Origin of the sequence: Aquimarina agarivorans (assembly GCF_000218485.1) — a bacterium.
In the GTDB taxonomy this organism is placed as follows: Bacteria; Bacteroidota; Bacteroidia; order Flavobacteriales; family Flavobacteriaceae; genus Aquimarina; species Aquimarina agarivorans.
Map to the genome: position 1 here is coordinate 1 of NZ_AFPB01000120.1, position 886 is coordinate 886.

The 886-nt window shown below is 34.2% G+C and carries 2 protein-coding genes; both read left to right on the forward strand.

Annotated features, from left to right (window positions below; translation table 11 throughout):
* Positions 1–669, forward strand: a 669-nt coding sequence (locus tag GMC_RS0106015; RefSeq protein WP_010521290.1) for a tyrosine-type recombinase/integrase, incomplete at its 5' end; no start/stop codon positions are given.
* Positions 663–886 (forward strand): hypothetical protein (locus tag GMC_RS21485; RefSeq protein ID WP_010521291.1); only part of this gene is annotated, 224 nt, incomplete at its 3' end. The genes GMC_RS0106015 and GMC_RS21485, both read left to right, overlap by 7 nt.

Consider the following 886-nt stretch of genomic DNA (forward strand, 5'->3'; position numbering starts at 1 on the left):
AAACAGTATTACCAGCATATTTTACAGCACAAAACCCATTGTAGAGTAGTCACCAAAAAATACTATATGATTACTTTAAGACAGTTTTACAGTTGGTTGTTAGAGCTTCGATATATCGATTACCATCCTTTTGGAAACCTAAAATTACCTAGTGATGATCCGCAGTCTAAACGCGTGCCAATAGCGGAAAACAAGATTAAAATATTGTATAAATCCATAGAAACTCCATCAGAAAAACTACTCCTCATTTTTGGTTATGGCTGTGGACTTCGAGCCAAAGAAATGTTAGCCTTACAAACCGTAGATATTAAGTTCGATAAGGGTTTGTTGATTGTAAAACAAGGCAAGAACAACAAGCGTAGAGCCATCCCTTTACAACCGAATCATCAGCAGTATTTACGATCTTATATTCTGCAAAATGGACTATCAAAATACCATCATTTTTTTGGAGTAACCTATTGTACTTTATTACGCTATTTTAAAGAAATGCAACAGCGATTGGGTTGGTTACCGCCATATTTTAGTTTACATCATTTGCGGCATAGCATTGCTTCTCATTTGGTAGATCGAGGATTGGAATTAGATTTGATACAACAGTTTTTAGGACACAGCAGTTTAAAGACCACAGAGCATTATGTATCACCGATAAAAGAAGTAGAATTATGGTAGACTATTTAAAACAATGGGAATCTAAATACCATAAAAAAGTATGTAAATCCTATCATTATGCGGTAAACCTATTTAACAAAACCGCTCCGTTTAACGTACAAGAAGCCAATTATGCAGCGATACTACAATACATTGCCATGCGTCGTAAATTAGGAGACTCTACCTACCTATTATTAAATACAGTCTATAGTATTAAGTTTTATTATCATTGTTTACT